At 69.1% G+C, this 25,176-nt stretch carries 18 protein-coding genes; 11 read left to right on the plus strand and 7 right to left on the minus strand.

The window, feature by feature from the left end; all coding sequences use genetic code 11:
• The first annotated feature begins 11 nt into the window (after positions 1 to 11).
• Complete coding sequence (locus SFC76_RS07125; RefSeq protein ID WP_322848795.1) at positions 12 to 383, plus strand: reverse transcriptase-like protein; 372 nt, start codon at positions 12 to 14, stop codon at positions 381 to 383.
• A 92-nt stretch (positions 384 to 475) separates the two neighbouring features.
• Positions 476 to 769, plus strand: coding sequence for a CsbD family protein (locus SFC76_RS07130; RefSeq protein WP_038662454.1), 294 nt, complete (start codon positions 476 to 478; stop codon positions 767 to 769).
• Between the two features lie 108 nt (positions 770 to 877).
• Here SFC76_RS07130 and SFC76_RS07135 read toward each other — a convergent pair whose 3' ends face one another.
• Positions 878 to 1,468 carry a DUF4142 domain-containing protein gene (locus SFC76_RS07135; protein ID WP_322848796.1) on the minus strand — a complete coding sequence of 197 codons (591 nt, stop codon included), beginning with the start codon at positions 1,466 to 1,468 and terminating at the stop codon, positions 878 to 880.
• 119 nt (positions 1,469 to 1,587) lie between these two features.
• On the opposite strand from SFC76_RS07135, the gene SFC76_RS07140 reads away from it, so the two are divergent.
• Positions 1,588 to 1,998 carry a DUF3597 family protein gene (locus SFC76_RS07140; RefSeq protein WP_322848797.1) on the plus strand — a complete coding sequence of 137 codons (411 nt, stop codon included), beginning with the start codon at positions 1,588 to 1,590 and terminating at the stop codon, positions 1,996 to 1,998.
• Positions 1,999 to 2,065: 67 nt separating this feature from the next.
• Here the strand turns inward: SFC76_RS07140 and SFC76_RS07145 are convergent, their stop codons facing one another.
• The 4 genes from SFC76_RS07145 to SFC76_RS07160 all read right to left on the minus strand — a co-directional run bounded on the left by SFC76_RS07145 (position 2,066) and on the right by SFC76_RS07160 (position 9,182).
• Positions 2,066 to 4,660: an EAL and GGDEF domain-containing protein gene (locus SFC76_RS07145; RefSeq protein WP_322848798.1), complete on the minus strand. Its 2,595-nt coding sequence runs from the start codon at positions 4,658 to 4,660 to the stop codon at positions 2,066 to 2,068.
• 96 nt (positions 4,661 to 4,756) lie between these two features.
• Positions 4,757 to 6,229, minus strand: coding sequence for a tryptophan halogenase family protein (locus SFC76_RS07150; RefSeq protein WP_322848799.1), 1,473 nt, complete (start codon positions 6,227 to 6,229; stop codon positions 4,757 to 4,759).
• Positions 6,226 to 7,671 carry a tryptophan 7-halogenase gene (locus SFC76_RS07155; RefSeq protein ID WP_322848800.1) on the minus strand — a complete coding sequence of 482 codons (1,446 nt, stop codon included), beginning with the start codon at positions 7,669 to 7,671 and terminating at the stop codon, positions 6,226 to 6,228. The genes SFC76_RS07150 and SFC76_RS07155 overlap by 4 nt, the downstream gene beginning before the upstream one ends.
• Positions 7,668 to 9,182 carry a tryptophan halogenase family protein gene (locus tag SFC76_RS07160; RefSeq protein ID WP_322848801.1) on the minus strand — a complete coding sequence of 505 codons (1,515 nt, stop codon included), beginning with the start codon at positions 9,180 to 9,182 and terminating at the stop codon, positions 7,668 to 7,670. Before SFC76_RS07160 ends, SFC76_RS07155 begins: the two co-directional genes overlap by 4 nt.
• 104 nt (positions 9,183 to 9,286) lie before the next feature.
• On the opposite strand from SFC76_RS07160, the gene SFC76_RS07165 reads away from it, so the two are divergent.
• Entirely contained in the window at positions 9,287 to 11,761 is a 2,475-nt protein-coding gene (locus SFC76_RS07165) for a glycoside hydrolase family 3 N-terminal domain-containing protein (protein WP_416222396.1), read from the plus strand.
• Positions 11,758 to 12,729: an alpha/beta hydrolase gene (locus SFC76_RS07170; RefSeq protein ID WP_322848802.1), complete on the plus strand. Its 972-nt coding sequence runs from the start codon at positions 11,758 to 11,760 to the stop codon at positions 12,727 to 12,729. The genes SFC76_RS07165 and SFC76_RS07170 overlap by 4 nt, the downstream gene beginning before the upstream one ends.
• A gap of 340 nt (positions 12,730 to 13,069) precedes the next feature.
• Here SFC76_RS07170 and SFC76_RS07175 read toward each other — a convergent pair whose 3' ends face one another.
• Together SFC76_RS07175 and SFC76_RS07180 are read right to left on the minus strand one after the other, a co-directional pair.
• Entirely contained in the window at positions 13,070 to 15,928 is a 2,859-nt protein-coding gene (locus tag SFC76_RS07175; RefSeq protein WP_322848803.1) for a TIM-barrel domain-containing protein, read from the minus strand.
• 10 nt (positions 15,929 to 15,938) lie between these two features.
• Entirely contained in the window at positions 15,939 to 17,582 is a 1,644-nt protein-coding gene (locus SFC76_RS07180; RefSeq protein ID WP_322848804.1) for a DUF5597 domain-containing protein, read from the minus strand.
• A gap of 329 nt (positions 17,583 to 17,911) precedes the next feature.
• On the opposite strand from SFC76_RS07180, the gene SFC76_RS07185 reads away from it, so the two are divergent.
• The 6 genes from SFC76_RS07185 to SFC76_RS07210 all read left to right on the plus strand — a co-directional run bounded on the left by SFC76_RS07185 (position 17,912) and on the right by SFC76_RS07210 (position 25,137).
• The gene (locus SFC76_RS07185) at positions 17,912 to 18,406 is read left to right on the plus strand and encodes a methylated-DNA--[protein]-cysteine S-methyltransferase (protein WP_322848805.1); all 495 of its coding nucleotides are present in this window, start codon (positions 17,912 to 17,914) and stop codon (positions 18,404 to 18,406) included.
• 211 nt (positions 18,407 to 18,617) lie between these two features.
• Positions 18,618 to 19,967, plus strand: coding sequence for a dicarboxylate/amino acid:cation symporter (locus tag SFC76_RS07190; RefSeq protein WP_322848806.1), 1,350 nt, complete (start codon positions 18,618 to 18,620; stop codon positions 19,965 to 19,967).
• A gap of 116 nt (positions 19,968 to 20,083) precedes the next feature.
• Positions 20,084 to 21,583 (plus strand): alginate export family protein, encoded by a 1,500-nt coding sequence (locus SFC76_RS07195; RefSeq protein ID WP_322848807.1) that lies wholly within the window; start codon positions 20,084 to 20,086, stop codon positions 21,581 to 21,583.
• Positions 21,584 to 21,592: 9 nt separating this feature from the next.
• The gene (locus SFC76_RS07200) at positions 21,593 to 23,215 is read left to right on the plus strand and encodes an NAD-dependent malic enzyme (protein WP_322848808.1); all 1,623 of its coding nucleotides are present in this window, start codon (positions 21,593 to 21,595) and stop codon (positions 23,213 to 23,215) included.
• Between the two features lie 78 nt (positions 23,216 to 23,293).
• A complete protein-coding gene (locus tag SFC76_RS07205; RefSeq protein ID WP_322848809.1) occupies positions 23,294 to 24,337 on the plus strand; it encodes an enoyl-CoA hydratase/isomerase family protein in 1,044 nt (347 codons plus the stop codon).
• Positions 24,338 to 24,360: 23 nt separating this feature from the next.
• The gene (locus SFC76_RS07210) at positions 24,361 to 25,137 is read left to right on the plus strand and encodes an enoyl-CoA hydratase (protein ID WP_322848810.1); all 777 of its coding nucleotides are present in this window, start codon (positions 24,361 to 24,363) and stop codon (positions 25,135 to 25,137) included.
• The last annotated feature ends 39 nt before the right edge of the window (positions 25,138 to 25,176 follow it).

Consider the following 25,176-nt stretch of genomic DNA (forward strand, 5'->3'; position numbering starts at 1 on the left):
GGATGGATCGCATGACGCTGCATTTCGACGGGGGATCGCGGCCCAATCCCGACCGGATGGAGATTGCGGTGGTGACCGGCGGGCGCACCTATATCCGCGACGATCTCGGTCCCGGCGACAATTGCACCGCGGAATGGCTGGCGTTGCTCTATGCGGTCGAGATCGCGGTGGCGGCGGGTGCCGAGGATGCGGTGTTCATCGGCGATGCGCGCACGATCGTCGAACAGGCGCTGGGCCGCTGGCGCTGCCGCAGCCAGCACCTGCAGCCGCATCTCGCCGCCTATCGCGCCGCGACCGCGGGGCTGGTGCGCGTCCACGTCCGCCATGTCGGCCGTTCGAAGAACCTCGCCGGCATCGCGCTCGCCCGCCGCCATCCGCGCTGAATTGCGTTCATTTCGCACATGCGGAACGATCGGCGGAAACACTGGGGTGGTGAAGCGTTGGTCGCCGTCATCATCTAACAGGAGCGACCGACATGAATCAGGATCAGATCGAAGGTACGGCAGGCGATCTCACCGGCAAGCTCAAGGAAGGCCTGGGCAAGGCGACCGGCGACACCGAGACGCAGAACGCCGGCGTGGTCGATCAGATCAGCGGCAAGGTTCAGAAGACCTTTGGCGACACCAAGGAAACCGTTGCCAAGAACGCCGCGCCGCTCGCCGACAAGGCCCGCAAGTTCGCCAACGAGCGTCCGTTCGCGGCAGCCGCGCTCGCCGGTGTGGTCGGTCTCGCGATCCTGAACACGCTGCGCGGCAAGACCTCGGCGTAATTGCCGGTCCCCAGCGGATATCAAAAGGGGCGTCGGCAGCAGCCGGTGCCCCTTCTCGTTGGTCCCGTGACGGCGTGGCCGGGCGATGCCGGCCACGCCTGCGTCCGATCAGGACTTGAGGGCCTTCGCCATGTTGAGGTGCGCCGCGACGGTCGGCGCGAGGCCGGTCGCGAAGGTCTTGAGCGCGGGCACGTCGCCCGTCGCCGCATAGCCGCGGAGCAGGTCAAGCGTCTGCTGATGGCCCGACTGCTGGGCGGTGATGTAGGCGGCGTCGAAGTCCGCGCCCTTCTTGGTCTTCAGCGAATCGAGGATCGTCTGCTGCTCGGCGCTGAGCTTGGGATCGGGGGTCAGCGCCGGGGCCAGGCCGGCGGTGGTCGCCTTGAGCTTGTCGGTCGAGGCGGTGTGTGCGGTGATCATCTGGTTGGCATATTTCTTCACCGCGGCCGAGCTGCTGTTGTCGAGCGCGAGCTTGGACGTCGCGATCTCGAACGCGTCGCTCGCCGCTGCCGAGTTGACGAAGGCCTGGCCGCCGGTCGCGGGCGCGACCGTGTTGGCGGTGCCGGCCGTGTTCGCGTCGAACGCCGTCGTGTCGTTGGTCGCGAGCGCGGTGTCGTTCGCGGCGGTCGTGTCGGTCTTCTGGCCGCAGGCGGCGAGCGCCAGCGCCGATGCCGACAGGATAACTATGGATTTCTTGAGCATGTGAAACTCCCTCGTTGCGCGCGCTGAACGTCCGGGCGTTGCGACGCGTTCCGTTTGCCGGGGGAGCGTTCCGGGCGTCCCGACGTTGCACGTTCATCCCAACCGACAGGAGACACGCGTTGAGCATTTTCAGCAACATCATGGGCAAGATATTCCACCACAAGCAGGATGCCGCCGCGGCCCCCGCCGCGCCGCAGACCACGCAGGCGGCACCGACGCCGACGCCTGCACCGGCCGCAGCGCCCGCCGCCGCGCCGGAAGCGCCCGCCCAGCCGGTCGATGTCGGCGCGGTGCTGTCGGAAATGGCGACGATGAAGAACGGCGGCGGCAACTATCAGTCGTCGATCGTCGACCTGCTCAAGCTGCTCGACCTCGATTCCAGCCTTTCGGCGCGCAAGGAACTGGGCCAGGAACTCGGCGTGCATGCCGGTGACGACGGCAGCGCCGAGCAGAACATCGCGCTGCACCGCGCGGTGATGGCGAAGCTCGCCGAGAACGGCGGCATCGTTCCCGACAGCCTGCGCGGCTGATCGACGGGGCGGGGGCAGGCGGTCCGCGCCGGCCCCCGCGTCACGCGACCGACGCCGCCCGCCTTTTCTACCCCAGCGCCACGCGCGGGATCGGGTGGCGGCGGTGCAGGATGGCCGGCACCTCGTCGCGCGGCACGCTGTGCCCGAACCAGAAGCCTTGGCCGACGTCGCAGCCCTGGCCGAGCAGGTAGCGCGCCTGATCCTCGGTTTCGATCCCCTCGGCGACCACGGTCATGCCGAGGCGATGGCCGAGCGCGACCACCGCATCGACGATTGCCGCATCGCCGGCGTCGCGGTCGATGTGGCTGATGAAGCTGCGGTCGATCTTGATGGTGTGGACCGGAAACGCCTTGAGATGGGTCAGCGAGGCATAGCCGGTGCCGAAATCGTCCAGCGCGATGTGCACGCCGGCCCGGCTGAACGTCTCCAGCATCGAGGCGACGCATTCCGCGCCGCGGCCGACGAACACCGTCTCGGTGACCTCCAGCTCGAGCCGGTCGAACGGCACGCCGGCCCGCTCCAGGCGGCCGAGGATGCGGTCGGTCAGGTCGTCGCGGCGGAATTCCGCCGGCGACAGGTTGAACGCGATGCGCCCAAAGTCGAGCCCGGCATCGAGCCAGCGTTGCATATCGCCGACGATCGCGCCGAGCATCCGCTCGCTCAACCCCTGCGCCAGCTCGAAATCCTCGAACGCCGCGGCGATCGTCGCCGGCGCCTGCGGGCCGAAAGTGGGGTGCTGCCAGCGCAGCAACGCCTCGAACCCGCACACCCGGCCCGTGCCGAGCGCCACCTTGGGCTGGTAGAAGGGCATGATCTGGTCGTCGCGGATGACGTCGCGGGCGATGCTGAGCATCGAGGAGCGGCGCTGCAGATCCGCGCGCATCGGCGGTTCGAACATCAAAAGCCCGCCCCGATATTGCGCCTTCGCGGCATAGAGCGCGATATCGGCGGCCTTGAGCAATTCGGTCGCGGTCGCGCCATGCGCGGGGAAGATCGAGCCGCCGGCGGTGGCATGGCAGTCGAGGATGCGTCCGTCGTGCGACAGCGGCTCGCGCACCGCCTGCAACGCGGCGCGCACCCGCGCGATCACCTGTTGCGTATCGTCGCGGCTCTCGATCACCGCGGCAAATTCATCGCCGCCGAGCCGCGCCAGCGTCGCCTCCTCGCCGAGCGCGTCGCGCAGGCGCGTGCCGAGCGTGCGCAGCACGATGTCGCCGGCGTCATGGCCGATCGTGTCGTTGGTTTCCTTGAGATCGTCGACGTCGAGCAGCACCAGCGCGAGATCGCTGCCCGCCTGCCGCGCCCGGGCGATGGCGGTTTCGAGCTGTTCGCCGAACTTGGCGCGATTGGGCAGGCCGGTGAGCGCGTCGTGATGCGCGGCGAAGCGGATGCGCTCCTCCGCGGTGCGTTCCTCGGTGACGTCGCGGGTGGTGACGAGGACGCGGCTGAGCTTGCCCGAAGGCGCCTCGATCCGCCATCCGCCGGTCTTGATCCAGCGTTCCTCGCCGGTGTCGGCGCGGCGGATGCGCAGGATCGTGTCGAACCGGTGGCTGCCGTCGCCGGCGTCGACCGCGGCGATCAGCGCCTGGAGCCGGTGGCGATCGTCGGGGATGACGAGGTCGAGCGCGGTCGCCACCGAGGCGGCGGCGTCGAGCGGCAGGCCGAGCATCGCCTTAAGCTCGTCGGACCATTGGCGCTGGCCGCTGGTCGCATCATAATCCCAGATGCCGAGGCCCGCGGCATGCGCGGCGAGGCGAAAGCGTCGCTCGCTGTTGCGGAGCGCGCGTTCGGCGAGCTTGCGGTCGTGGATGTCCTCCAGCGTGCCGTACCAGCGGATCGTCTGGCCCTGCTCGTCGCAGCGGGCCGCGGCGCGCGAGCGGAACCAGCGATAGTCGCCTTCGGGCGAGCATAATCGATATTCGATGTCGATCGGTCTGCCGCTCGCCACCGCCGCTCGCCACGCCGAGGCGGTCGCGGTGCGGTCGTCGGCATGAAGCGCGGCGAGCCAGCGCCGCCCCAATGCGTCGCAGGGCGCCCCGCCGGTGATATCCTGCCAGCGCGAGCTGACCGATTCGACCTCGCCGTCCGGGCCCGCGGTCCAGGTGATCTGCGGATTGAGTTCGACGGTGTGGCGGTAATGTTCCTCGCTCTCTCGCAACCGCGCCTCGGCCGCGCGGCGGGCGGAGATGTCCTGCGCGATGGTGATGGTCGAGATCGCGGTGCCGGTCGCATCGCAGACGAACGACACGTTGATGTCGCACCACAAGGTGCTGCCGTCGGGCCGGACGAAGCGCGCCTCGACCTTGAACGGCGTCGATCGGGGCTGGTGGTGGGTGTAGGCGGCGATCACGCCGGGCAGGTCGTCCGGGTGGATGAACGCCTCGATCGACAGACCGGACAGGCTGTCCCGGTCGCGGCCGACGAGATCGCAGAACCGGTCGTTGACGATGAGCACGCGGCGGTGGCGGTCGCGGTGGAGCAGCCCGATGTCGGCGCGGCTCAATACCGTGCTCAGCGGCAGCCCGGTGTCGAGGCCGGCGACCGCGCGGGCGACCGCGGCGCGGATCGCGACGGTGTCCGCCGCGTCTTCGCCCTCGCCGCCGGGCGATTCGAAATCGACCAACTCCTTGCGATCAAACCCGCTCTCCCCCCAACGATCCACTTTTGGTTCCTCTGCGCGATCGGTCGCCCGACCGGCTTGGGTGGCCTGCACTTAACGAACGGTAACGGAACCGTTTTGACTGGTTCGCGGGCGGTGTCAGCCGGCGAGCGGCAGTTGCTGTGCCAGCGCGGCATTCTGGCGACGCATCTGACGCAGCGCGCCGGCGACCCGATCGGCGTCGAGTGCATCGACGATCGGGTCGTAGCCGGTCGGCATGATCCCCTGGCCGAGCAGCACCGCCACCCAGCTCGGCACGGTGAACAGCTCGTCGTCGTAGCGGAAGATGCGCCCCTTCTCGCGGAACAGCGCGATCTTGCGGGCCAGCGTCTCGGGCAGGTCCATCGTCCGCACGTGGCGCCAGAACGGCGTGTCGTCGCGACGCGTCGCGGCGTAATGGAGGATGATGAAGTCGCGAACCGCGGTGTAATGATTGCCCATCAGCCGGTTGTATTCGTCGCGCTCGACCGGGCTGAAGCGGGCGTCCGGGAACAGCGCGAACAGCTTCGATATCCCCTCCTGGATCAGGTGGATGCTGGTCGATTCGAGCGGTTCGAGGAAGCCGCCGGCGAGGCCCAGGGCGACGACGTTGCCCGCCCAGCTCTGCCGCCGCCGGCCCGCGGTGAAGGACAGGCGGCGCGGCGCCGCCGTCGGCGCCGCGTCGAGGTTCGCCAGCAGCACGCGCTCCGCGGTGTCGTCGTCGGTGAAGGCGCTGGCGTAGACATGGCCGTTGCCGGTGCGGTGTTGCAGCGGAATGCGCCATTGCCAGCCGGAATCGTGCGCGGTGGCGCGGGTATAGGGCAGCAGCGGCTGCGTGCGTTCGGTCGGCACCGCGATCGCGCGGTCGCAGGGCAGCCAGTGCGACCAATCCTCGAACCCGACGCCCATCGTCTCGCCGAGCAGCAGGCTGCGGAAACCCGAGCAATCGAGGAACAGGTCGCCCGCGATCCGCCGGTCCCCCTCTAGCCGCACCGCGGTCACATGGCCGCGCGCGTCCTGCTCGACGCCGGTGATCCGCCCCTCGACGCGGATCGTGCCCTGTTCCTCGGCGCGGCAGCGCAGGAAGGCGGCGTAGAGGCCGGCGTCGAAATGATAGGCGTAATCCACCCCCGACAGCGGCGAGCGCGGGTCGGGGGAGGGCGGCGCGAAGCGGCCGGCGCGCGCGGCGACGGCGGCCATCGCATAGCCTTCGAAGTCGCCGATCTCCGGTTCGCCGCGCAGCTTGAGCCAGAGCTGGTGGAAGTTCAGCCCCTCGATGTCGTGACCCGGCGTACCGAACGGGTGCATGTAGCGATCGCCCGATGCGCCCCAGTTGACGAATTCGATGCCGAGCTTGGGCGTGCCGCCGGTCGCGCGCAGGAACTCCGCCTCGTCGATCCCCAGCCGGGCGTTGAAGCCGCGGATCGGCGGGATCGTCGCCTCGCCGACGCCGACGGTGCCGATCGCGTCGGATTCGACCAAAGTGATCGTGCGTTGCCCGTCGTTGAGGAAGCGCGAGGCGGCCGCCGCCGCCATCCAGCCGGCGGTGCCGCCGCCGACGATCACCACCCGGCCGATCGGTGTTGCGGTCATCGCCTGCCCCGCTGCGCTGCCATGAGATACTCCGGATAGGCGGGCAGGCCGGCGGGCAGCGCCGCGACGGCATCGCGCAATTGCGTCAGCGCGGCGACCGCGCTCGCCCGCGGCACCGACAGCGCCAGCGGATCGGCGCGCACCGGACGGACGCCGAGCCCGATCAGCGCCTGCTGCCACGCCGCCTGCGGCACCATCTCCTCCTCCAGCGGCGGCAGCGTGCCGCGCTGGCCGAATTGGGCGAGCGCCGTCGCCAGTTCGGCGGGCGGCACCTGCGTGCGCAGCGCATGCCAGACGTCGCCGCGCCGCCGGCCGACCAGATAGAAGGCGGCGGCATAAGCGTGGAAGCGATCGGCGCGCAGCGTCGCGCGGCGGTTGTATTCGGCGACGAGCAACGGTTCGGGCGTCCGTGCCGGCATCAGCGCCAACGCCAGTTCGAGCTGCGCCAGCGCCAGCGTATAGCCCGGCCAGCCCAGCGGCCCCAGCGTCGCGGCGGCGTCGCCGAGCGCCAGCACGTTGCCGGCAAAGGGCACGACCTGCCGCCGCGGCCGGATCGCGATGCGTTCGCGATTGTGCGGCATCTGCTTGGCGGCGCGCGCGTCGCTGGTCGTCGCGCTGGCATAAGCGAGACCGGCGAGCGTGCGACCCGCCAGCGGCCAACGCGCGGTCCAGCCGTCGGTGGTCGCCTCGTACCGGTCGAGCGGCGACGGACGCGGCGGCGCGACGCCGAGCAGCAGCCGGTCGACGGGCAGGGTGGTGTGCCAGTCGAGCCAGGCGGCATGCTCCGCGGCGAGGAGGGCGGCGGGTCCGGTCGCGTCGACGAACAGGTCGCCGGTCAGCGCGCCACCGTCGTCCATCGTCAGCGCGCGCACGGTATCGCCGTCGCGAACGACCCGGAGCTGCTGCGGCGCAACGACGCGCACCCGCGCCGCACGCAGCGCGGCGGCGAAGAACGGCGTCGCCGCATCGGCATCGAGCCGTAGCGTGTAATTGACGCGCGACAGGAGCGATCGCGGATCGCTTGCCGGCGGGGCGAACCGCTCCGCCGCCGCCAGCGTCGCGGCGGGAACCAGCGCGTCATAGGGGCCGTCGCCGTGCGCCAGCCACAATTGGTGCACCGCCGCGCCGGCGACGCTCGGTACGCCGTCGCCCTCGCCGATCGTGAAGGCCGCATCGCCCCAGGCGAAACGCTCGCCGACGCGGTGCGTCGCCGCGCCGGCGGCGACCATCGCCGCCTCGTCCAGCCCCAGCGCGTCGAACGCCTCGGCGACCTGCGGCGTCACCGCGGGCAGGCGATCGGCGAGCGCCGCCGGGTCGGGCGCGGTGGCGACGAAGGTCACCGTCGCGTGGCGCAGCGCGCGCGCGAAGCCGAGCGCCGCGGTCAAGGCGACGAGGCCGCCGCCGACCACCACGACGCTCTGCAAACCTTCGCGCCGGTTCACGCCGCCGCCCGCAGATAGGCCGCGTGATCGGGCATCGTCGCGACCGCGGCGGCGATACCGCCGCGCAGCGCGGCCAATGCGCGGTCGAGCGCGGCGCCGTCGGGCAGATCGGCGCGCGGGTCCCACCCGTCGGGCACGACGTTCTGGCCGAGATACACCGCGACCCAGCTCGGTTCGAGGAACAGACCGTGGCTGTAGCGCGACACCTGCGCGGTCTGCCGCCACAGCGCCATCTTCTCGGCGAGGCTGTCGGGGATCGTCATCGTGCGGACGTGGTTCCAGAACGGCGAATCGTCGCGCGTCGTCGCGTGATAATGGAGGATCAGGAAGTCGCGCAGCCGGTCGTATTCGGCGTCGACCAAGGCATTGAAGCCGTCGCGATCGGCGTCGGTGACGCGGGCGGCGGGGAAATGCTCGACCAATTGCGTGATCGCCATCTGCACCAGATAGATGCTGGTCGACTCCAGCGGTTCGAGGAATCCCGAGGCAAGGCCGATCGACAGCACGTTGCCGACCCAGCTGCGCCGCCGCCGCCCGGCGCGGAAGCGCAGGTGGCGCGGCTCGGCGAGCGGCGGGCTTTCCAGTGCGTCGACCAGCGCGTCGGTCGCCGCCCCTTCGGACAGATGCGCGCTCGAATAGACATAGCCGTTGCCGATGCGGTGGGTGAGGGGGATGCGCCAGCGCCAGCCCGCGGCCATCGCGGTGGCGCGGGTGTACGGCTCGATACCGCCGTCGGGCGAGGCGCAGGGCGCGGCGACGGCGCGGTCGCAGGGCAGCCAGTGCGACCAATCCTCCCACGCCTCGTCCATCGCGCCGCCGATCAGCAGCGCGCGAAACCCCGAGCAGTCGATGAACAAATCGCCTTCGATCCGCCGGCCGTCGGCGAGCGTGATCGCGACGACGTCGCCGCTCTCCGCATCGCGGTCGACGTGCGTCACCCGTCCCTCGGTGCGCACCGCCCCGCGCGCCTCGGCATGCGCGCGCAGGAAGGGCGCGAAGCGGGTCGCGTCGAACTGATAGGCATAGCCGAAGGCGCTCGCCAGATCGTGCGGGTCGCTGCCCGGGCGGGTGAAGCGCTGCGCCGCGGCGGCGACCACCGCGGTCGAATAGTCGCCGATCGCCGCGGTCGCGCCGGCGTGATGGCGGCGCAGCCAATAATGGTGGAAGCCGACGCCATCCAGCGGCCGGCCATAGCTGCCGAACGGGTGGATGTAGGAATCGCCGATCGCGCCGAAGTCGCGGAACTCGATGCCGAGCTTGAAGGTCGCATGGGTGGCGGCCATGAACGCCGCCTCGTCGATGCCGAGCCGGGTGACGAAGGCGCGCAGATGCGGCAGCGTCGCCTCGCCGACGCCGACGATGCCGATCTCCTGCGATTCGACCAGCGCGACCTCCGCGGCGCCCGGTGCGAGCGTCGCCAGGGCCGCGGCGGTCATCCAGCCGGCGGTGCCGCCACCGACGATCACCACCCTGATCCGCTGCTCCGCCTGCACCGACCCTCTTCCTCTCATCCCGTGGTTCCCACGACCTCTACAGGGAATGTCCATCGTTGACAGCGGCTTCGTGGCACGGCTTTGGTGCCGCTATCACGATAGAGACGGCTCCCGGGGAGAGGATGATGGTTTTGAGGTTCGGTACGGCTTGCGCAGCACTCGCGCTGATGGTGGGCGCGTCGCCCGCGGTTGCGCAGCAGCAGGCGGCAAGCGCCGCCGTTCCCGCCGCCGCCACCGCGCATCCCGAGCAATGGCCGCTGCTGCCGATGCAATTGAAGCGCGACGCCAAGGTCGAGGCGCGCGTCGCCGCGATCCTCGCCAAGATGAGCATCGAGGACAAAGTCGGCCAGCTCATCCAGGTCGACATCGCCAGCATCACGCCCGCGGATCTCGAGACGTACAAGCTCGGCTCGATCCTGAACGGCGGCAATTCTGCGCCCAACGGCGACGAATTCGCGCCTGCGCCGGAATGGCTCAAGCTGTTCGACGCCTTCTACGACGCCTCGGTCAAGCGCACGGACGGCCGCCCGGTGGTGCCGGTGATCTGGGGCACCGATGCGGTGCACGGCGCCAACAATATCGTCGGCGCGACGCTGTTCCCGCATAACATCGGCCTCGGCGCGATGCGCGATCCCGCGCTCATCAAGAAGATCGGCGCGGTCACTGCCGCCGAGACCGCCGCGACCGGCATCGACTGGAGCTTCGCGCCGACCGTCGCGGTGGTGCAGGACGACCGCTGGGGCCGCACCTACGAAAGCTATTCCGAGGACCCGGCGATCGTCGCTTCCTATGCCGGCCAGATGGTCGAGGGCATCCAGGGCACGATCGGGCAGGACTTCATGAAGCCCGGCCATGTCATCGCCTCGGTCAAGCATTTCCTCGGCGACGGCGGTACCGGCGGCCACGACCAGGGCGATACGCGCGTGTCGGAGACGGTGCTGCGCGAGGTGCATGGCGCGGGCTATATGACCGCGCTGCCCGCCGGCGCGCTGACCGTGATGCCCAGCTTCTCGAGCTGGAACGGCGAGAAGATGACGGGCAACAAGAGCCTGCTCACCGGCGTGCTCAAGGACCGCTGGGGCTTTCAGGGCTTCACCATCGGCGACTGGAACGCGCACGGCCAGGTGACCGGCTGTACCAACGAGGATTGCGCGCCCGCGATCAACGCCGGGCTCGACATGTTCATGTATTCCGGCCCGAAGTGGAAGGAACTCTACGCCAACACGCTGCGCGAGGCGAAGGCCGGCACGATCCCCGCCGCGCGCCTCGACGATGCGGTGCGCCGCATCCTGCGCGTCAAGGTGATCGCCGGCACGTTCGACAACGGCCGGCCGTCGGCGCGACCGATGTCGGGCAAGTTCGCGCTACTCGGCGCGCCGGAGCATCGCGCGATCGCGCGGCAGGCGGTGCGTGAATCGCTCGTGCTGCTCAAGAACAACGGCGGCGTGCTGCCGGTGAAGCCGGGCGCCAACATCCTGGTCGCCGGGCGCGGTGCCGACAATATCGGCCAGCAGGCCGGCGGCTGGTCGATCACCTGGCAGGGCACCGACGTCGCCAACAAGGATTTCCCCAACGGCCAGTCGATCTGGTCGGGGATCGATGCGGCGGCACGTGCCGCCGGCGGCAAGGCGACGCTGGCGGTCGACGGTGCCTTCACCGCCAAGCCCGACGTCGCGATCGTCGTGTTCGGCGAGACGCCTTATGCCGAATTCACGGGCGACCGGCCGAGCCTCGAATACAGCCCCGACGACAAGAGCGACCTCGCTTTGCTCAAGAAATTGAAGGCGGCGGGGGTGCCGACCGTCGCGGTCTTCCTCTCGGGCCGGCCGATGTGGGTCAATCCCGAGCTGAACGCCGCCGACGCCTTCGTCGCGGCGTTCCTGCCGGGGACCGAGGGCGGCGGCGTCGCCGACGTGCTGGTCGCGGGCAAGAGCGGCCGTCCGGTCGCCGACTTCCACGGCAAGTTGAGCTTCAGCTGGCCCAAGCGGATCGACCAGAATGTGCTCAACCGCACCGATCCGGGCTATGATCCGCTGTTCCCGATCGGCTTCGGCCTGACCTATGCCGACAAGGCGACACTCGCCCGGCTCGACGAGACCAAGCCGAAGATCGCGGCGGGCGACCAGAATGCGTTGTTCGTCCGCGGCCGCGTCGCCGGGGGCGCGCGAATCGGCACGACCGGCGCGGCGGTGCAGACCCGCACCGACCGCAGCGGGCAGGAGGACAGCCTGCGCCTCGCCTACAAGGGGGCCGGCAGCGTCGGAATCGAACAGGCGATGCCGATCGACCTGACGCGCGAATCCAACGGCGATCTCAGCCTGATCGTCGATTACCGCGTCACCGCCAAGCCGACCGGGACGGTCAGCGTCGGCATCGCGGATACGGGTAAGTCCGCGATGGTCCCATTGACGAACCGGCTGGCGGTGGGTGATTGGGCGACCGTGGCGGTGCCGCTGCGGTGCTTCGCCAATCAGGGGATCGCGATGAACAAGGTGACCAAGCCGTTCGAACTGGCGAGCAGCGGTGCGCTCGGCATCGACGTGTCGAGCATTCGCATCGGCAGCGCCACCACCCCGATCGCCTGTGGTGCCAAGTGAGCGACGCTAGTCTCTCGCGGCGCGGCCTGATCGGCGGTGCGGCGCTGCTGACGCTCGCCGGCGCGGCGGGTGCGCAGACCGTCGCCGGGGAGGAGGTCGTGCCGCTGTGGCCGGGCCGCATTCCCGGCGCACCGGGCAAGACGATCCCGCGCAAGGTCGAGGAGCGGTCGAAGACCGCGAGCTTCACCGACCGCTGGGTGACCGGCGTCGACGTGCCGGCGCTGGTCGTCAAGCGGCCGGCGCGTCCCAACGGTGCTGCGGTATTGCTGGTACCGGGCGGCGGCTATGGCTTCCTCGCCTATGACAATGAGGGGATCGAGCAGGCACGCTGGCTCAATGCGCTGGGCGTCACCTGCTTCATCCTGCTCTATCGCCTGCCCGGCGAGGGTTGGGGCGAGCGGCGGCTGGTGCCGCTGCAGGACGCGCAGCGTGCGATGCGCGTGATCCGCAGCCGTGCGGGCAGCTTCGGCGTCGATGCCAAGCGGATCGCGGTGATCGGCTTCTCCGCGGGCGGGCATCTCGCCGGTTCGCTGGCGACGCGGCATGGCGAGCGCGTCTATGCGCCGGTCGATGCCGCCGACACGCTGTCGGCGCGGCCCGATCTCGCTGGGCTGATCTATCCGGTGATCAGCATGGATGCCGCGATCACGCACAAGGGTTCGCGCGACAATCTGCTGGGGGCGACGCCTTCGGCGGCGGAGGTCGCGGCAGCCTCGGTCGAGACGCGCGTCACGGCGGAGACGCCGCCGGTGTTCCTCGTCCACGCCGGCGACGACGGCGCGGTGCCGATCGCCAACAGTATCACCATGTATGCGGCGCTGCTGGCGGCGAAACGCCCGGCGGAGATGCATCTGTTCGATGAAGGCGGCCACGGCTTCGGCGTGCGGCTGGCCAAGACGGTGCCGACGGCGGCATGGCCGACGCTGTTCGCGACCTATGCCGCACGCAAGGGCGTGTTCCCCGTCTGAACCAAAATCCTCCCCCGCAAGGGGGCGCGCGCCCACGGGGCGTGACGGAGGGGAGGACAGGGCGGGAGCATCATTGGCGTCCCGTGTCCTCCCCCACCACCAGCTTCGCCGGTCCCCCTCCCCCTTGCGGGCAGGGCTATCGCATATGGCCCTCACGGTAAGTCGTACGCCCTCCAAATCCACTTCGTCACCCCGGCCTTGCGCCGGGGTCCCGCTTCTTTGGACGGCGCGAAGAAGCGGGATGCCGGATCAAGTCCGGCATGACGGGGATGGGAAAGCCGTTGCAACACCCCAATGGCCATATGCGATCGCCCTGCCCTTGCTGGGGAGGAAGATGCGGTCACTTCATCCGGACGGTCATCGCCTTGCCGGTGTAGCTCACCCGCGTCGCGCCATTCTCGGCGAAGTCCACCGCCTCGGCCTTGCCCGGGGTGTGGAAGCGTACCGATACCGCGCGCGTCGCGACCATGCCGGGATAGCTGCCTTCGCGCGCGCCGATCGTCAGCGTCTTCGCCTGCTCGTTCCACGTCAGCGGCACGCGCGCGAACTTGCCGGACTCGTAACCGGGGGTCACGCCGTCGTCCTCGTACAGCGAGAACGCGCCGTCCTTGCCGGTGAAGACGTGCAGCACGATCGGCCCGCCGGGCTGTTCGCGCGCATATTGCACCGCCGGCCCGGTCGGCAGGATCGCACCCGCACGCACGAACAATGGCATCCGCTCATAGGGCGCGACGGCGGTGATCGACTGGCCGCCCGTGTAATGCCGGCCGCTGGCGAAATCGTACCAGTCCGCTCCCGCGGGCAGATACACCGCGCGCGAACGCGCCTTGAACGCGGTCACCGGCGCGACGAGCAGGTCGCGGCCGAAGAGATATTCGTCGTCGACGTTCCACGTCTTGCGATCGGCGGCATAGTCCATCACCAGCCCGCGCATGATGCTGCCGTCCTTGTGATAGGTGTCGGCGGCGGTGGTGTAGATATACGGCATCAGGCGATAGCGGAGCTGATCGTACCACAGCATCGACGATGCCATCGCCGGATCGCTGGCGCTTAGTTCGTAGATCTCGCGCTTGGGCGTCTCGCCATGGCTGCGGAACAGCGGGCTGAGCGCGCCGAACTGGAACCAGCGCAGGTTGAGCTCGCGCCATTCGGGCAGCGCGGCGGGTTCGGCATTGGTATAGCGATCCTCGACCGCGAAGCCGCCGATGTCGTGCGTCCAATTGGGCACGCCCGACATCGACAGATTGACGCCCGCCGAAATCTGGTCGCGCAGATCGTCCCAGCGCGCGGCGACGTCGCCCGACCACAGCGCCGCGCTCGCGCGTTGCAGGCCGGCGAAGCCCGACCGCGTCAGGATGAACGGCCGCTTGTCGGTATTGGTCTCGCGAAGCCCCTCGGCGAAGCCAGCCGCATGGACCAGCGGGAAGCTGTTGAAATAGGCGCCGCCCGGCCCGAAGGCGTTCGGCCCCATCACGTATTTGCGCTCTTCGATCGACAGGTTGGAATGGATGTCGGGTTCGGTCGCGTCCATCCACCATGCATCGATGCCGAGCTTGACGAGGTTATCGCGCACCTGCCGGTAATAGATCTTGCGCGCTTCGGGATAATAAGGATCGTAATCGGTGTTGAGATAGCCCGGCCCGACCCAATCCTTGTTCTTCAGCTTGAGGTTGCCCTGGTACAGGAAGCCCTTGGCGGCCAGTTCCTTGGCATTGTCGGTATTGGGATAGAATTTCGGCCAGACCGAGATCATCAACTGTGCGTTGAGCTTGTGGACCTCGTCCACCATCCCCTGCGGATCGGGGAAGCGCGTCTTGTCGAACTGGTGGCTGCCCCATTGATCCTGCGGCCAGTAGAACCAATCCTCGACGATGTTGTCGAGCGGGATCTGGCGCTTGCGATATTCGCGCACGACCCCGACCAATTGCTCCTGCGTCTCGTAGCGCTGGCGGCTCTGCCAGAAGCCATAGGCCCATTGCGGCATCATCGGCGCCTTGCCGGTGAGCCCGCGATAGCCCGCGACGACCGCGTCCATATCGGCACCGGCGACGACGTAATAATCGACCGCCTTGCCCGCCTCCGACGACAGCCACAGCGAATGGCGATCGGGCTGGGGCAGGGGATCGTTGTGGAAGAACGCCATATAGCCGGCGTTCGGCTCCCATTCGATGCGGATCGCGACCGGCTTGCCGGCGGTCATCGGCAGCTCGACATTATGGTACCAGGGGTTCCAGTTCTGCCGCCAGCGGTCGAGCACCAATTTGCCGTCGGCATAGACCTTGAAATAGCTCGAACCGTAGACGCGGAACTTGTGCAGGCCGGTGACGGTGGGATCGACGGTGCCGGTCCAGATCACGCGCTGCTTGCCGACCACCTTGCCGGCGGTGTTCTGGCCGCTGTCCGCCGAGGCGACGGTCTGCGCCTTGGCTTCCGCCGGCCAGCGCGCCTGATCGCGGATATATTGATAGTTGATCGTCGCTTCCTGCCGCGTCGCGGCCAGTCTGTCGCCGAGGTAATATTGCGCGGTCCAGCCCGGCTTGCCGCCGTTCGACACCTTCATCCCGTCGCCGACCAGCGCATAGGGCTTGGGATTGCCGAAGCGGGTGATCGAGTTGTTGTCCCACAGCAGCCCGTAATTGCGCGTCGAGACGACGAACGGGATGGCGATGTCCATATTGTGCTGGGCGAGTTCGACGTCCTCGCCGTTATAGTTCATCTGCCGGTTCTGATGCTGGCCGAGGCCGTAGAAGCCTTCGTCGGTGGCGCGGTTGAACTGCTGCTGCGTGGCGACATAGCCCTTGCCCTCGACGCTGGGGGCGAAAGCGGCGCGGCCCGCCTCGTCGAGCAGCACCTTGCCCGCCGCGTCGCGGAAGGTGAGGTGGCCGTCGGACAGGCGGACCTCGGCGCTCGCTTTGGCGAGCTTCAGCGTGACGACGCCCGCGCCCTCGCTGATCGCCGGCGCGCCGTGCGGCTTGGCGACCACGATCAGGCTGTCGGGCAGGGTGAGGTCGGTGCCGGGGACCGCGGTGACGCGGAAGCTGTCGTCGCCATAAGCGACGACGCGGACGCGCTTGGCGGGGCCGCTGTCGGGCGTGACGACGACGCCCTGGTCGATCTTCTGCACTTCGGAGGCGAGCGCCATGCCCGAGACGGAGACGGCGAGGCCCGTGACGGCGCGGGCGAGGAAACGGAAGGTCATCGGGCGGTCCTTAACGATACGTGCCGAGCGTCACGCGGAGCAGCGTGGGCTTGGTGAGATTGAGGCCATAATCGGTCTGGTCGCCGTTCCAGACGCGCAGCGTCGTCCAGGTGCCGGCGGCGTCGAAACTGCCTTCCTCGACGCTGAGCAATTGCGTGTTCTCGCCCTTCGCTGCGGTGGCGCGGTCGATCTTGATGCGCACGTCGGAGCCGGCGAGCAGGAAGCGGTCCGGCCCGAGCTGCGCTACCGCGACGCCGCCGACCGGCTGGTCGCGCGTCGCGTTGGGATCGGACTTCAGCCATTGCGAGTCGCGATCGCCGAACTGCCACTGGCCATATTGCGCGGTGATCTTCCACCGTCCCAGCACGCCGCTTTCGTCCGAGGCGTCGGCGGGCTTGGCGCTGCCCCAGGTCGGATGCTCCAGCGCGACCTTCGCCCAGCCGCGTGCGTTGGGTGCCATCAGCGCGAATTTGTCGCCAAAAGCGGCGATCGTCTCGGCGTCGATCACCTTGGCGCCGAGCGGGTAATTGACGTAGCCGGTATCGTCGAAACCGAACGGCGCGAAGCCGATGCCGCCATGGCCGAGCACCGGCCACAGATAGCGCGCATAGGCGATCGCATTCCCGGTCTCCGGGATCATCAGCGGATTGTCGGGCCGGCCGTACAGTTTGAGGAAGGCGGCATAGGTCTTGGGATCGGCATTGTAGAGATCGGGCGCGACGACATCGAGATGCGGCGCCGCCGCCTTCCATACGTCGATGATCGTCCAGTTCGGGCCGCCGCTCGCGCCGCCGTCCTCGCCGGGCGTGGCGAAGGGGCTGCCGACCGCGGCATTGGCGTACATCGGCAGGTCGAGCACCGCACGGCCCGCCGCGGCGATCTCGTCGACGTAGCGCGCGACGTACCAGCCGTTGAACGCCGCCTCGGCGACCTTGCCGTAGACGCTCGTCCAGTCGCCGCGCTTGCCGGTCTGCTTCGCCAGCGCCACCGGGACCGGCTGGCGGAACAACGCCTGCGCGGCGGGCGAGAGATCGCGGTTCTGGCCGTAGACGCCGGTCTCGTTCTCGACCTGCACCATGATGACGCGATGGTCGGGATCGTTCGCCTTGAGATGCTGCATCAGCGCCACGAAGGCACGCTTGTCCGCCTCCAGCGTGGTGCGGGCGTGCGGGCTGAAGGTGGGGTGCGTCGAGCCGTCCGCCTTGCGCATCCGCGGGAAGCGCTTGGGATCGCTCTTCACCCAGGAGGGAGTGTAGCTCGGCCCGGTGTTCTTCCAGGTGCCGAACCACAACAGCACCAGCCGCGTGTCATGCGTCCGCGCGCCGGCGAGCAACGCGTCGACATAGCCAAAATCGAACTGCCCCTCGACCGGCTCGACCTGCTCCCAGGCGACCGGGATCTCCAGCGTATTGGCGTGGATGCGCTCGACCATCGGCCACACCTTGGGCAGCATGCCGGCGTAATTGCTGCTGTTGTTCGCCTGGATGCCGAGCATCAGGAACGGCGCGCCGTCGACCATCAGCGCGTGGCGTCCGTCGCGGGCGACGATCCTGGGCAGCGGCGCGGCGGTCTGCGCCTGCACGGGGAGTGCGCCGAGCCCGATTGCCGCCGCCACCAAAGGCGCGGTGATCCACCGCGTGTTCCTGCCCGTCATCGTCATCCTCCCAGATCGCATCGGCCCCCGCGGGTGCCGCTTTGCTGATGGTGGCGCTACCAAGCGGCGAGCCGAATGTCGATAAGTAAGACATAATACATGGTTAGCGCGATGCGGCGGGGTCGCTCGCGGGGCGCGGGCAAGGGGTTGATAAGGGGCGGATATTCGCGGGCGCTCTCGCTCTTCCCATATGTCGGCCGGCGAGGTTCGAGCCGCTTCCCGGGGTGACGGGGTGGGCGGACGTATGGGGACGCCACCGCGCTTCGCCTTCGCCGACTTTGTGGCCGCGCGCCCTGCTCCGACCGCCGCTGCGCTGTTATGGTGCCGCCATGCTTTTCTCGATGCCCTGCGACTCGCCGGTCGGCACGTTGACCTTGGTGGCGAGCGACATCGGACTCGTCGCGGTGCTGTGGCCGGACGACGATCCGCTGCGCGTTCGCCTGGGTCCGCTCACCGCGGCGGCGGATCACCCGATCCTTGTCGAAGCCACCCGCCAGCTCGGCGCCTATTTCGCCGGCGAGCGCACCGTCTTCGACCTGCCGCTGGACTGGCGGGGGACCGCTTTCCAAAAACAGGTATGGGCGGCGCTGCTGACCATCCCGTATGGCGAGACGCGCAGTTATGGCGCCCTGGCGCGGGCGATCGGCCGGCCGGCGGCGTCGCGCGCGGTCGGCGCGGCGAACGGTCGCAATCCGCTGTCGATCGTCGCGCCGTGCCACCGCGTGGTCGGCAGCGCGGGCCATCTGACCGGCTTCGCCGGCGGCCTGCCGGCCAAGGCGCTGCTGCTCGCGCTGGAGCGCCGTGCCGGCGAACTGCCGTTGTGACGAGCCTGTGCAACTTTCTGCACACATCGGTGATCGCGCTGCGGCCCGCCCCGCGGGCCGGTGACGGCCTATCAAGCTAACTATCTGATAAATAACGATTCTTTGCTTCAGACCGTGGCATTGCCTGCCCGGTAGGGATCGCGGCATTGTCCGGCGACGCACCACGGCCAGAAGAGCCGATCTGCGCCGTCATAGAGGATGAGAGGCACCCATGAGCATCACCGTCGCCGCGACGCCGTCCGGAGGACCCGTCATACCCCCGGCCGCCAAGCCCTGGTATGCGCAATTGTACCTGCAGGTGCTCGTCGCGATCGTGGCGGGCGTGCTGCTCGGCCATTTCGCGCCGCAGACCGGCGAGGCGATGAAGCCGATCGGCGACGCCTTCATCAAGCTGGTCAAGATGGTGATCGCCCCGGTCATCTTCCTCACCATCGTCACTGGTATCGCGGGTATGCGCGATCTCGGCGCGGTCGGCCGCGTCGCGGGCAAGGCGTTCATCTATTTCCTGTTCTTTTCGACGCTGGCGCTGATCGTCGGCCTGATCGTCGCCAACGTGGTGCGGCCGGGCGCGGGGCTCAACATCGATCCCGCCACCCTCGACACCAGCAAGGTCGCCGAATTCGCCGAGAAGGCGCATGAATCGACGATCACCGGCTTCCTGACCGGGATCATCCCCGACACGTTCCTGTCGTCGCTGACGCAGGGCAACATCCTGCAGGTGCTGTTCGTCTCGATCCTGTTCGGCATCGCGCTGGCGCTGATCGGCGACCGCGGCACCAAGGTGCTGAGCGTGCTCGAAGACGTCTCGCTCGCCTTCTTCAAGGTCGTCAGCATCGTCATGAAGGCGGCACCGATCGGCGCGTTCGGTGCGATGGCGTTCACCATCGGCAAATACGGCGTCGGTACGCTCGCCAATCTCGCGATGCTGGTCGGCACCTTCTATTTCACCTCGCTGCTGTTCGTACTGGTCGTGCTCGGCACGGTGAGCTGGCTGTGCGGCTTCTCGATCCTGCGGCTGATCTCCTATCTCAAGGCGGAGCTGCTGCTGGTGCTCGGCACCTCGTCGTCGGAAAGCGCACTCCCTGCGCTGATCGAGAAGATGGAGCGCGCCGGCTGCCCCAAGTCGATCGTCGGCCTCGTCGTGCCGACCGGCTATTCGTTCAACCTCGACGGCACCAACATCTACATGACGCTGGCGGCGCTGTTCATCGCGCAGGCGTGCAACGTCGACCTGACGCTCGGCCAGCAATTGCTGCTGCTCGGCGTCGCGATGCTGTCGTCGAAGGGCGCGGCGGGGGTCACCGGCGCGGGCTTCATCACGCTCGCCGCGACGCTGTCGATCGTGCCGAGCGTGCCCGTCGCCGGCATGGCGCTGATCCTCGGCGTCGACCGCTTCATGAGCGAATGCCGCAGCCTGACCAACTTCATCGGCAATGCGGTGGCGACCGTGGTCGTATCACGCTGGGAAGGGCGGCTCGACGCCGCGCAGCTCCACGCCGCGCTGCACGGCGAGGCGGTGCGCGTCGACCAGATGCCCGCCCACGCGATGCCCGCCGAATAACGCGCCGCGCCCGCACCCCTCGCTCGCTGCGCGACCTGCTCCCCCTCCCGACGGGAGGGGGACGGACGCCGAAGGCTGCGACGGGTGGGGGCGATGGCTGCCCACAAGGATATCCCATGTTGCACCATGCTCGCGCCCTCGCCGGCGCCACTGCTCTGCTCACCCTCGCCACGGCCGCCGCCGCCTCTGCGCAGACCAGCGTCGCGCCGAGCGAATCCGGCCAGACCCGCGACCCCGCGACGCCGACCGTGACCAGCTATCCGGCCGCCGCGGCGGGCGACGGCGCCACCGCGAACGGCTTCAACCTGTCGCGCTGGGCGGAGGACTGGAGCAGCTATCGCGATCCCGCCAAGCGCGACGACTTCCTCGACCGCCTCAAGTTCCTGCCGCTCGATAGCGACGGCGACGTCTATCTGACGCTGTCGGGCGAGGTGCGGCTGCGCGTCAACCACACCACCAACCCCAATCTGCGCGACAGCCGTGCGCAGCGGCAGGACATCAACCGCATCGTCGGCGGCGCCGACCTGCACGTCGGCCCGCATTTCCGCGCCTTCGCCGAGATCGCGCATGGCGGCATCTCCGGCGTCGAACTCGGCGCGCCGGCGGCGACGCTGCGCAACGACCTTGTGCTGCAACAGGCGTTCGTCGAGGGCGATGCCGAGATTTCCGGCGTCGCGGTCGGCGCGCGCTACGGCCGGCAGGAATTCACCGACGGTCCCAATCTGCTCACCTCGCAACGCGACAACAACACGATCCGCTACACGCTCAACGGCATCCGCGCCTGGGCGCGCGGCAGCCGGGTGCGCGCCGATTTGTTCGACTTCAAGCCGACGCAATATGGCGACCTCGGCCCCGACGACGACGTCAGCGATCCCGCGCGGCGCTTCTCCGGCGTGACGCTGGGCTATGCCGTGCCGAACGGCTGGCTGGGCGGATCGAAGCTCTTCGTCGATCCCTTCTTCTGGCGGCGGCGCAACACGGTGGGCGCCTGGGGCGGCCGCATCGGCCCGGCGACGCGCTATTACGTGGGCACGCACATCTACGGCGATGCCGGCCCGGTGACGGTCGACTGGACGATCAACCATCAATCCGGCCATTACATCGACCAGGACATCGACGCCTGGCAGCTGTTGTTCGCGCAGACCTACCGGCTGGGCAAATCCAAGACCGCGCCGCGCGTCGGCATCCACATGGACTATGCGAGCGGCGGCGGCGGTTACGGCGACGGCAAGCTGCGGGATGCCTATTCGCCGTTCGGCAACAATATCTACTACAGCTACGGCCTGTTCCTGACCCCGTCGAACCTGATCGCGGTGGCGCCCAATTTCACCTTCTCGCCGGTGAAGAAGGTGCGCCTGACCGCTGAATATCAGCTCGCATGGCGCGATAGCGTCACCGACGCGGTATATCGCGCCAACGGCCAGCCCTTCGCCGGTACGCAGCGCGTCGGCGATGCCAAGATCGGCGACGTCATGCGGCTGCAAGGCGTCTGGTCGATCAGCCCGCGGCTGTCGTTCACCGGCCGCTACGAGCATCTCGCCGCCGGCCCGTCGCTGTCCAAGGCGGGGTTCAAAAGCTCCGACTTCATGGCCGGCTGGCTCAGCTTCCGCTTCTAGAGAGGGTCTATGTCCCCCGCTTTCCATGCCGCGCGCCGCGCGCTGCTCGCCGACCCGCTGACCAACAAGGGCACCGCCTTCACCGAGGAGGAGCGCGACCGCTTCGGCCTGCACGGGCTGCTGCCGCCGCATGTCGGGACGCTGGCCAGCCAGATCGTGCGCCGCCGCCGCGTGCTCGACGGGATGGCCGACGATTTCCATCGCTACGCCTTCCTGCGCGAGCTGCAGGATTCGAACGAGGTGCTGTTCCACGCGCTGGTGCAGGCCGACCTGCCGCGCCTGCTGCCGCTGGTCTATACGCCGACGGTCGGGGCGGGCTGCGAACGGTTCAGCGAGATCTGGCGCAAGCCGCGCGGCCTGTTCCTCAGCTATCCCAACCGCGATCGGATCGCCGACATCCTCGCCGATCCCGCGCTCGACCGGGTCAAGGTGATCGTCGTCAGCGATGGCGAGCGCATCCTCGGGCTGGGCGATCAGGGGGCAGGGGGGATGGGCATCCCGATCGGCAAGCTCGCGCTCTACACCGCCTGCGCGGGCATCCATCCCGCCGAGGTACTGCCGATCCTGCTCGACGTTGGCACCGACAATGCCGGCCTGCGCGACGATCCGCTCTACGTCGGCTGGCGCAACCCGCGGGTGCGCGGGGCGGACTATGCCGCCTTCGTCGAGGCGTTCGTCGCGGCGGTGGCGGAGCGCTGGCCCGACGTCCTGCTGCAATGGGAGGATTTCGCCGGGCACAACGCCCATGACCTGCTCGCGCGCTATCGCGACCGGCTGCTCAGCTTCAACGACGATATCCAGGGGACGGCGGCGACCGCGGTCGGCACGTTGCTGTCGGCGATCCGGCGCACCGGCGCCAGCCTGACCGATCAGCGCATCGTGCTGTTCGGCGCCGGTGCCGCGGGCAGCGGCGTAGCCGAGCTGCTGGTCCAGGCGTTGCGCGCCGAAGGCCTCGACGAGGCGGCGGCGCGCGCGCGCATCTGGGCGGTCGATCGCGACGGGCTGATCGTGTCGGACATGGCGAAGCTCAGCGCGCCGCAGATGCTGCTCGCGCGCGACCCTGCCGAGGTGGCGGGCTGGCCGCGCGACGCCGATGGCGATCTCCGCCTGCTCGAAACGGTAAAGGCGGTGCGGCCCACCGTGCTGATCGGCGCTTCCGGCCAGGCGGGCAGCTTCACCGAGGCGGTGGTGCGCGCGATGGCGGCGGGTTGCGCGCGGCCGGTGATCTTCCCCCTGTCGAATCCGGTGTCGCGTGCCGAGGCGCATCCCGCCGACGTGCTGGCGTGGACCGACGGGCGTGCTGTGGTCGGTACCGGCAGCCCGTTCGGCGTCGCCGGCGTGACGCAGGTCAACAACGTCTACATCTTTCCCGGCGTCGGCCTCGGCGCGCTCGCCGCCGGTGCGACGCGGGTCACCGACGGGATGTTCATGGCCGCCGCGCGGGCGCTCGGCGCGTTGGGTGGCGCGGGCGAGACGCTGCTGCCGCCGATCGAGGACCTGCGAGCGGTGGCGCTGCACATCGCGGTGGTGGTGGCGCAGGCGGCGCTCGCCGACGGTGTCGCGACGGTCGCGGCGGACGAACTGACGGCGAAGCGGATCGGTGCTTTGATGTGGGATGCGGCGTACGACTGAACGCGGTCCCGCCCGCACCTGCGCGGTTTCATCGAGTCCGGTATGGACGGCGCGACCCGCGCGGGTCAAAGGCAGGGGATGAGCGATGACCTGCTGATCCAGACAGAGGGCGCCGTCGGCCGACTGCGCCTCAACCGGCCCAAGGCGCTGCACGCGCTCAACCGCGGCATGTGCGATGGCATGCTCGCCGCGCTGGAGGCCTGGCGGACCGACGCCGGGGTCGCCGCGGTGCTGCTCGACCATGCCGAGGGGCGCGGCTTTTGCGCGGGCGGCGACATCCGCATGTTGAGCGAGAGCGGCGCGGGCGACGGTGCGGCGGCCCGGGGCTTCTTCCTCAGCGAATACCGGCTCAACCACCGGCTGTTCACTTATGCCAAGCCGACCGTGGCGGTGATGGACGGGGTGACGATGGGCGGCGGTGTCGGCATCGCGCTGCCCTGCCGCTATCGTATCGCCACCGAGAATACGCGATTCGCGATGCCGGAGACTGGCATCGGCCTGTTCCCCGATGTCGGCGGCGGCTGGTATCTGTCGCGGCTGCCGGGGCGGATCGGCCAGTTCCTCGCTCTGACCGGGCATCGGCTCGACGGCGCCGAGGCGCATGCGCTGGGGCTCGCGACTCACTACCTGCCCGCTGCCACGATCGACGCAGCGAAGGCGGCGATCCTCGCCGACCCGCTCGCCATCGACCGCGCGCTCGATGCACTTTCGGTGGAGCGGCCGCCCGCGAAACTGCTCGCGCATCGCGACGAGATCGACCGGCTGTTCGCCTCGGACATGCTCGAAGAGGTGCTCGCGACGCTCGAAACCGACGGCGGCGCCTTCGCCGCCGAACAGCTCGCCATCCTGCGCACCAAATCGCCGCAGGCGATGAAGGTGTCGCTGCGGTTGCTCTACGATGGCGGGCTGATGCAGGGTTTCGCCGACGAGATGGTGCAGGAATATGCCGTCGCCTGCCGCGTCGTGCAGCGCCACGACTTCCTCGAAGGGGTGCGCGCGGTGATCGTCGACAAGGACCATGCGCCGCGCTGGCAGCCGGCCACCGCCGAGGACGTCACCGACCACGTCATCGACCAGATCTTCGCGCCGATGCCCGAGGGCGAGGCGTGGACGCCCGCATAAGGGCCCGCATAAGGAGAGCCGCCGTGTCCGACTATCAGACCATCCTCGTCGAGCGGCGCGACCGCGTCACGCTCATCACGCTCAACCGGCCCGAGGCGCTCAACGCGCTCAACGCGCAGGTGCTCGCCGACCTGCTCGCCGCGCTGGCGGCGTTCGACGCCGATCCCGAACAGGGCTGCGCGGTGCTGACCGGCAGCGCCAAGGCGTTCGCGGCGGGGGCGGACATCAAGGAAATGCAGGCGATGGACTTCGCCGCGATGTACGGCCGCAACCATTTCGCCGGCTACGAGACGCTGACCGCGACGCGCAAGCCGATCATCGCCGCGGTGGCGGGCTATGCGCTCGGCGGCGGGTGCGAGCTGGCGATGATGTGCGACTTCATCCTCGCCGCCGATACCGCCAAATTCGGCCAGCCCGAGGTCAAGCTGGCGGTCAGCCCCGGCATGGGCGGCTCGCAGCGGCTCGCCCGCGCGGTCGGCAAGGCCAAGGCGATGGAGATGTGCGTCACCGGCCGGATGATGGACGCCGCCGAGGCGGAGCGCGCCGGTCTCGTCAGCCGCGTGATCCCCGCCGCCGATCTAATCGAGGAAGCGGTCAAGACCGCCGCGACGATCGCCGGCATGGCGCCGCTCGCGGTGCTGGCGAACAAGGAGATGGTCAACGCCGCGTTCGAGACGACGCTGGCACAGGGCGTGCAGTTCGAGCGGCGGCTGTTCCACGGCCTGTTCGGCACCGCGGACCAGAAAGAGGGGATGGCGGCGTTCGTCGAGAAGCGGCCGGGAGCGTGGACGGGACGGTGAACCAAAGTCCTCCCTCGCTTTAGCGGGGGAGGGGGACCG

Origin of the sequence: Sphingomonas sp. CD22 (assembly GCF_034556155.1) — a bacterium.
GTDB lineage: Bacteria > Pseudomonadota > Alphaproteobacteria > Sphingomonadales > Sphingomonadaceae > Sphingomonas.

What these genes read in the sequence shown, in the direction of transcription:
- SFC76_RS07190 (WP_322848806.1), top strand. Translation starts at nt 18,618, where the DNA reads ATGAGCATCACCGTCGCCGCGACGCCGTCCGGAGGACCCGTCATACCC.
- SFC76_RS07165 (WP_416222396.1), top strand. Translation starts at nt 9,287, where the DNA reads ATGATGGTTTTGAGGTTCGGTACGGCTTGCGCAGCACTCGCGCTGATG.
- SFC76_RS07200 (WP_322848808.1), top strand. Translation starts at nt 21,593, where the DNA reads ATGTCCCCCGCTTTCCATGCCGCGCGCCGCGCGCTGCTCGCCGACCCG.
- SFC76_RS07185 (WP_322848805.1), top strand. Translation starts at nt 17,912, where the DNA reads ATGCTTTTCTCGATGCCCTGCGACTCGCCGGTCGGCACGTTGACCTTG.
- SFC76_RS07160 (WP_322848801.1), bottom strand. Translation starts at nt 9,182, where the DNA reads ATGAGAGGAAGAGGGTCGGTGCAGGCGGAGCAGCGGATCAGGGTGGTG.
- SFC76_RS07125 (WP_322848795.1), top strand. Translation starts at nt 12, where the DNA reads ATGACGCTGCATTTCGACGGGGGATCGCGGCCCAATCCCGACCGGATG.
- SFC76_RS07130 (WP_038662454.1), top strand. Translation starts at nt 476, where the DNA reads ATGAATCAGGATCAGATCGAAGGTACGGCAGGCGATCTCACCGGCAAG.
- SFC76_RS07135 (WP_322848796.1), bottom strand. Translation starts at nt 1,468, where the DNA reads ATGCTCAAGAAATCCATAGTTATCCTGTCGGCATCGGCGCTGGCGCTC.
- SFC76_RS07180 (WP_322848804.1), bottom strand. Translation starts at nt 17,582, where the DNA reads ATGACGGGCAGGAACACGCGGTGGATCACCGCGCCTTTGGTGGCGGCG.
- SFC76_RS07175 (WP_322848803.1), bottom strand. Translation starts at nt 15,928, where the DNA reads ATGACCTTCCGTTTCCTCGCCCGCGCCGTCACGGGCCTCGCCGTCTCC.
- SFC76_RS07150 (WP_322848799.1), bottom strand. Translation starts at nt 6,229, where the DNA reads ATGACCGCAACACCGATCGGCCGGGTGGTGATCGTCGGCGGCGGCACC.
- SFC76_RS07195 (WP_322848807.1), top strand. Translation starts at nt 20,084, where the DNA reads ATGTTGCACCATGCTCGCGCCCTCGCCGGCGCCACTGCTCTGCTCACC.
- SFC76_RS07205 (WP_322848809.1), top strand. Translation starts at nt 23,294, where the DNA reads ATGAGCGATGACCTGCTGATCCAGACAGAGGGCGCCGTCGGCCGACTG.